Here is a 7,105-nt window from a genome sequence, read left to right as displayed (position 1 = left end):
TCCATAAGGCGTGCATACTCAACTCAATCTCCAGCAAGAAATCCCAGTTGCACCCACTTATGAATCTCTCAATCTCGAAGAAGATAATATCATCACCGCTACAGGAAAAGCTTTTTACCAAAATGGTGAGGCTACATTATTTCACGGCCTTGCTTTTCAAGAAGTTAAGAGAGTTTTAAACATCAGTTCTGAAAAAATTACTACAGAATGTCTGTGGTCAGAACTGGGCGCACAGCAACAAGGACAATTCCCCGTGCAATGGGTCAATCCTTATACGACTGACTTGAGTATGCACGCCTTATGGATTTGGACACAACACTTTCATCAAGAAGGTTGCTTACCCGGAAAAGTAGAAAAGTTTGAACAGTTTGCGATGATACCACATAACGAAACTTTTTACGTTTCTTGTGAAGTAAAATCTAAGACACCAAGTAGTGCGATCGCAAACTTTATCATACACGATCGTCAGGGAAAAATCTATTCACGAATGCTTAACGCTCACGCTATTATTTGGTCAATGAAAATGCTTAGAAGCTAGTAATTTTCTTTAAAACTCAACACCTATAGCATTCCTAAAATCCCTGTGAAATTCTTTCTCTTCTTCGCGTCCTTTGCGTCCTTTGCGGTTCGTTAAAAAGAGTATTTATCACAACTAAAATAGGATTGCTATCAGGGCTATTTCATTCTCATCTAGCCCACCTCAGAATAAATTCTGAGGCTAATAGTAAAAGTCGTCTTAAGACGACTAATAAAGGCTTTTAGTCCACTTTAGTGGACTTGGGCTAAAAGCCTGTGAACTTTAGTTCTGGGCGGTTTATGTCTAGAACGAAATAGCCCTAATTGCTATAACTTGTCTCGTTCAAAGTTTGGGGAACAGCGTAAATCCTGCCTTTTAATTATCTTTTGCTAAATACCCAAACTCGGAGCATATAAATCGTGGAAAAAATAGCTATTATCGGATTATCATGCCTATTCCCCGATGCTAAAAACCCTGAAGAATACTGGCAAAACATCGTTAATCAAAAAGATTCCACATCCTCTGCAACCGTCGAAGAAATCGGAGTAGATCCGACAATCTTTCACAATCCAGTTAAAGGTACACCAGACAAAACCTATTCTCTCAAAGGCGGATACATCCGCAACTTCCTATTTAATCCATCTGAATACAATCTACCATCAGAATTTGTTGCTGGTTTAGATAACACCTTCAAATGGTCATTGTATGCAGCTAAACAAGCAATTGTACAGAGTGGTTATTGGGGTAATCAAACTGTTCTTTCAAAATGTGGCGTGATTTTAGGTAATTTATCATTCCCGACAAAATTATCTAATCAATTATTCTCTCCAATTTACCGACAGGCTATTAACCCTGCTGTCAGAGAACTTTTGCAGTATGAAGACTTTGATTTAGCTGTCCCAAGTGCAACTAAAACGTCTTTATACAATGCCATGATATCTGGCTTACCAGCATCTATAGTTGCTCAAGCACTATCCCTATCCCAGATTAATTTATGTCTGGATGCTGCTTGTTCGTCATCATTTTATGCTATTAAATTAGCATCTCATTACTTATGGTCACACAAAGCTGATGTAATGTTAGCTGGAGCCATCAGTTGTGCAGATTCCTTATTCGTGCGGATGTTATTTTCCGGTGTTCAAGGGTATGCAGAAAACGGCATTAGCCGCCCCTTAGATAAGTCCTCTAGAGGGTTAATTCCCGCCGATGGTGTTGGGATGGTGATGCTGAAGAGATATTCTGATGCCGTTAGAGATGGTGATAATATTCTAGCTACCATTTGCGGTAATGGACTCTCGAATGATGGCAAAGGTAAGCACTTACTTAGTCCGAATCCTAAAGGACAAATCTTAGCTTTTGAACGAGCCTATAACGAGGCAAAAGTTAGTCCCAAAACCATCGATTATCTAGAGTGTCACGCCACCGGCACATTGTTAGGAGATACAACCGAATTCAACTCCATCGAAACATTCTTTGGTCAAAACCAAGCTGCACCTCTGGTAGGTTCTGCCAAGGCAAATACAGGTCACTTACTAACTGCTGCTGGCATGGTTGGGTTGACTAAAGTGATTTTGAGTATGTCTCATGGTGTAATTCCAGCAACCATGAATGTCTCTGAACCTTTAGCATCAGAAAATAGTACAATTTCTGCTGATAAAATTGTTAGAACAGCTACGGCATGGCCTAATAATAACGCACTAATAAAACGAGCGGCTATCAGTGCTTTTGGATTTGGCGGCACTAATTCTCATCTGATTTTAGAACAAGGAAATACAACACAATCAGTTGAATCAACTCCACCTGTTCCACCTAGCAAAATTGCCATTGTTGGCATGGATGCCTTTTTTGGTAACTGCAATGGTTTAGATGCTTTTGAACGCAGCATTTATGATGGAACACAGCATTTTACTTCCCTACCGCCTCAAAGATGGCATGGGATAGAAAATCAAGAAAGTGTCCTGAAAGAGTACGGTTTAACAGATGGTAAAGCACCAGTAGGGGCATACATCAAAGATTTTGAAATTGATACTTTATCGTGCAAAATCCCACCGAATGAAATCGAAAAGTTAAACCCACAACAATTGTTACTCCTGAAGGTTAGCGATCGCGCCGCCAAAGATGCGAAACTACAGGAGGGCGGCAATGTGGCTGTGATTGTCGCCGCAGAGACAGAATTCTCTGTGCATCAGCTACAGCAAAGATGGAATCTATCTTGGCAGGTTAAGGATGGCTTACTCAACCAAGGAATTTCTCTACCTGCTGAACATCTGGCGCAACTGGAAACTATCGTCAAAGATAGCATTCACCAACCAGTAGAAATCGGCGAATACGTAAGTCACATCGCCAACATCATGGCGAGTCGGATTTCTGCTTTGTGGAATTTCACTGGCCCTGCATTCACCGTCAGCGCTGGCGAAAATTCTGCCCTCAAAGCGTTGGAAGTTGCTCAAATGCTACTCGCTACTAAAGAAGTAGATGCGGTGGTTGTTGGTGCAGTAGATTTAGCAGGCGGTGTGGAAAATGTCTTATTCCGCAGCCAATTTGCCCCAATTAATACGGGTGTCAATACGTTGGGTTATGACCAACAAGCTAATGGTTGGACGGTTGGCGAAGGTGCGGGTGCTGTCGTCCTCAAGCGCTACGAAGCAGCTAAAGAAGACAATGAACGCATCTATGCAGTAATTGATGCCATGAGTTTCGCACAAGGTAATTCTACTTTGGGTAACGCTTTGGTAAAACCAGATGCCTCAGCTATCAGTAATGTCTGCAAACAAGCTTTCCAGATGGCGGAGATTCAACCCACAGAGGTTAACTATGTGGAAGTCTTCGGTAGCGGCGTTCCCCAGGAGGATGAAGCTGAAATCACAGGTTTGCTGCAAGCTTATCCGAAAGTGGGCAATGGTCTGCATTGTGCATTGGGCAGTGTTAAAGCCAATATCGGTCACACCTATACAGCATCGGGAATTGCTAGCTTAATCAAAACCGCTCTCTGTCTTTATTACAGGTATATTCCCGCTACACCCAAATGGTCTGGTGTCAAAACACCGCAAGTATGGTCAGGTAGCCCTTTCTATGTGGCAATGGAATCAAGACCTTGGTTTGTCGATAAAGGCGGCACACGCAGAATAGCAGCAATTAATAGCATGGGTATAGATGGGAGTTACGCCCATTTAATCTTATCGGAGGAACCCAGCCAAGAGGAGCGCGATAACAGATATTTGCAACAAATGCCTTTTTATCTGTTTCCCATCGCAGTTAGCGATCGCTCCACCATACCAGATTTACTTAACCATCTCCAAAAATCCATTGAAGTTAGTTCTTCTTTAGCAACTACCGCCAGCCAAACATTTGCTACCTTTGAAGGACATTCTGATGCAAAATACATCTTATCAATCACAGGACGTAACACAAAAGAACTACTCAAAGAAATTGAATCTGCCCGCAAAGGTGTAAATAATGCTTTTGAGAACGGCACAGATTGGCAAACACCAATAGGAAGTTATTTCACAGCGAAACCATTGGGTAAAACTGGAGCAGTAGCTTATGTTTATCCCGCAGCAGTTAATTCTTATATTGGCATTGGTCGGACTGTTTTTCGTTTATTTCCTAAAGTCTTCGAGGACTTAAAAAGTAACAATCTCTACAATCGGGCTGCCGATGTTGAAAAGTTGGTTTATCCCAGAAGCTTACCTAAATTGACAACTAGGCAACTAGAAACTCTCGAAAAGGAATTGTTAGATGATTCACTGGCAATGTTTGAAAGTGAAATCGCCTTTGCTAGATACATGACAGCAATTTTCCGAGATGATTTCCAAGTCAAGCCGCAATGCGTTTTTGGGTATAGTTTGGGTGAAACTAGCATGATGGTTGCCCAAGGAGTTTGGAGTGATTTTGAGGGTGGAAGTAACACCTTAAACTCATCACCTCTATTTGGCGATAAGTTATCTGGCCCTAAAAATGCTGTGCGTGAATATTGGGGATTAACAGATTCACCAAACAACAATTTTTGGAATACCTATGTTCTCATGGCTACTCCATCTCAAGTTAGAGAATGTCTGAAACATGAGAATCGTGTGTACTTAACTCAAATCAACACACCAGAAGAAGTATTAATTGCTGGTGAAGATGCAGCCTGTAAGCGAGTGATTACAACTTTAGGTTGCAATTCTTTCCCTGCTCCCTTCGACCATGTGATACATTGTGAAGCGATGCGATCGCAGTACGAGGAAATCAAGAAGGTAAACACCTTGCCATCACAAAATCTTCCCAGTATTGTATTTTATTCTGCCGCCGATTATCAACCAGTTGCACTTGATAGTGATACCATCGCGCACAACATCGCCAAAGGATTGTGTCAAGAACTTGATTTTCCACGATTGGTAAATCGTGTCTACGATGATGGTGTGAAAATATTTCTAGAAGCAGGTGCAGGTAGTGTTTGTTCACGATGGATTGATAAAATTCTCGGCAATAAAGAACACATCACAGTTTCTTTGAATCGTAGAGGGATGGATGACCATGCTTCAATGGTCAAAGCATTAGCAAAACTACTCAGTCATCAGGTGAATGTGGATTTATCACCACTGTATAGTAAAGCCCAAGAAACCGCTAATTCAAATAAAGCAACATTGAGAACAGTTACCTTGGGTGGGAAAGCGATCGCAGCTACAATTTTGAGCGAAGAAAATCGGAAACTTTTTAAAGATTTTCCTGGGTATCTTAGGAGCGAACGCTTTAAAAAACAGCATCCAAATATACCTAATTTCCAACAATCTGAAATCACAGAATCTCTTAACACTTCTAACCAAATAACCCAAGAAGAAAATCATTTACCTAACATCTTGCCTCAGCCAGAAGAAGTAAAACCGAAAAATATCATTGATAACGGTTTTGAAACGACAGAACAATTACAATCTTCTGAGTCAAGCGCAATTAAACAGCAAATTCCTCCTTCTTCTTCACCTGTCAGAACTCAAAAAATTAGTAGCATCATCAGCATGTTCGATTTAAATAAGACTCAGTATCAAAAGCTCAATGCTAATAATTCAAAGATAACCAAAGCACACACCGCCTTCTTACAAGCTAGACAAGATTACAGTCAACAAATGAGCGAAATTATCCAATTGCAACTAGCTTGCGCCCAAAACTTACTTAACGACGAATCCTGATAAATCATACCAATTCTCTTTCAACTTGCACCGACTAATTCTTAACTCCTGTCTCCTTGGCGTCCTTGGCGTCTTGGCGGTTCGATAAATTAAGCTTTTGAGCACTTTTTGCGTAAGTCCTAAAAGGGCAATATATGCAGCAGCTTTTTTAGCTACCGGATTTTTGCGCGTTGGCAAGAAGAAGCCCAAAAGCTAATTTATACCTGTCAAACCCTGAAGGAATGGGCGAGGCTAAATTACCTTATGAAGTACGAATTTGCCTATTACCATTATCCCAGTGAAATGGAAGATGCACTCCACACGATATTAGAAAACCACCTGTGTGTGTTAAAAGCAACAGTACAGCAAGTGGTTTTACAGAAATAGTTTCAGCTAGTGGTATTTAGCCCCGGAAGATCCCCCAACCCACGCCAGTCGCTCATGGGGGAAACCCCCAAGACCGCGCTGGCTCCCCTTAAAAAGTGGGGCTTAATTCCCTCCTTTTTAAGGAGGGTTAGGGAGGATCAAGTCTTAACTGATATTGGGTTTTACAGGATATTTAACCACAAAAATTAGTTAGCGGCAGAAGTCGCTAACTCCGCGAGACGTTCTTGTTGGTCTAGAGATATACAAGATTGGATAAGCGTCTCTAAATCACCTTCCAAAACAGGGTTAAGGGAATAATTCTGACCTAACCGATGATCGGTAGCGCGGTTATCTTTATAATTATAGGTACGAATTTTTTCCGATCGCGATCCTGTACCAACCTGCGATCGCCGCATGGAAGTTACAGCTTCTTGTTGTTCGCTTAACTTGATTTCATACAACTTCGCCCGCAGAATTTGCATCGCCCGTTCTTTGTTTTGCAACTGGCTGCGTTCTTCTGTACAGAAAATGCGTATTCCCGTCGGTTTGTGCATCAAGTCAACGGCTGTTTCCACCTTGTTGACGTTTTGTCCACCAGCACCGCCAGAACGGGCTGTGGTCATTTCAATATCTTTCGGATCAATGTGAATTTCCACGTCATCCACCTCTGGCATAATCGCCACGGTGGCTGTGGAAGTATGAACCCGTCCGCCAGATTCAGTTGCCGGTACGCGCTGCACACGATGCACTCCAGCTTCAAACTTTAGCTGGCTGTAAACATCATTACCTTTAATTTCGAGAATGACTTCTTTCCAGCCACCCATTTCTCCACGAGATTCGCTCACTAGAGAAACTTTCCAACCTTGAGTTTGGGCATAGCGGGTGTACATCTGCATCAAATCGCCAGCCCAAATACTTGCTTCATCGCCACCAGTACCAGCGCGAATTTCCAACATGATATTTTTTTCATCATTGGGATCGCGTGGTAGCAATAAGACTTTTAAGCGAGACTCTAAATGTTCTATTTTTTCTTCAAGTTCTTTTACTTCCAGTGCTGCCATTTCTTGCAACTCTG

3 protein-coding genes and 1 pseudogene are annotated in these 7,105 nt (G+C 41.8%); 3 read left to right on the top strand and 1 reads right to left on the bottom strand.

Going from position 1 to position 7,105, the window contains the following annotated elements; genetic code table 11:
- Positions 1–19: 19 nt before the first annotated feature.
- From LC574_RS18635 to LC574_RS38520, 3 genes and pseudogenes are all read left to right on the top strand, one after another.
- Positions 20–538, top strand: a pseudogene (locus LC574_RS18635) (polyketide synthase dehydratase domain-containing protein); the annotation flags it as partial.
- A 398-nt stretch (positions 539–936) separates the two neighbouring features.
- Positions 937–5,685, top strand: coding sequence for a PfaB family protein (locus tag LC574_RS18630; RefSeq protein WP_229454882.1), 4,749 nt, complete (start codon positions 937–939; stop codon positions 5,683–5,685).
- A gap of 243 nt (positions 5,686–5,928) precedes the next feature.
- Entirely contained in the window at positions 5,929–6,051 is a 123-nt protein-coding gene (locus LC574_RS38520) for a hypothetical protein (RefSeq protein WP_306422134.1), read from the top strand.
- Positions 6,052–6,236: 185 nt separating this feature from the next.
- Here the strand turns inward: LC574_RS38520 and prfA are convergent.
- The coding region (prfA, locus tag LC574_RS18620) for a peptide chain release factor 1 (protein WP_229454881.1) at positions 6,237–7,105 on the bottom strand (869 nt) is incomplete at its 5' end.

The sequence above is a fragment of the Nostoc sp. CHAB 5715 genome (assembly GCF_020829685.1).
GTDB lineage: Bacteria > Cyanobacteriota > Cyanobacteriia > Cyanobacteriales > Nostocaceae > Nostoc.
This window is presented reverse-complemented; position numbering and strand designations above follow the sequence as displayed.